We start from the raw sequence: 590 nt of genomic DNA, 5'->3' as shown, positions 1-590 counted from the left end.
CAGCCATAAATATAAAACCGTTCTCGGTACGGTACTGCCCATGCCCGCATTGGTCAAAACGGACTGCCTGTCTTGAATCCAGCCGGTAAAGATGGAGATGCTTAATGCGCATAGCGGCATAATGATGGCAGTAATAATGTAGTCCCATAAATCAAAAATAGATTTATTGAAAATAAGCACATCGCTCCATACGCCAAAGGATAGGGCAGAAGGGATGCCGACGATAAAGATGGCAATGCCGATGACCCAAGTGTGCCGGCTGCGTTTGCGTTCATCTTGGCGGATGGTTGCCGCAATCACAGTTTCCAACATGGAAAACGCTGAAGTCAGCGTGGCAAAGACGACCAACATCATGAACACGGCAAATAAATAGTTGCCGGACGGAATTTTCATGAAGACGGCAGGTAAGACCACGAAAATCAGACCGGGGCCTTGGCTGGGTGTGGCACCCAATGCAAATACTGCTGGAAAAATGACCAAGCCTGCCAACAGCGATACCAACAGGTTCATCCACATAATGATATTGCCCGAGCGGAACATATCCTGATCTTTACCCAAATAAGAGGCATAGGTAATCATCGCCGATACGC

At 47.8% G+C, this 590-nt stretch carries 1 pseudogene; it reads right to left on the bottom strand.

Annotated features, from left to right (window positions below):
- Window positions 1-590: pseudogene (locus tag ACTHUR_RS16145) on the bottom strand (sodium-dependent transporter); the annotation flags it as partial.

Source organism: Neisseria sp. P0021.S007, from assembly GCF_051956855.1.
The sequence above is the reverse complement of the archived record's forward strand: the minus strand, read 5'-3'. Positions and strand labels throughout refer to the sequence as shown.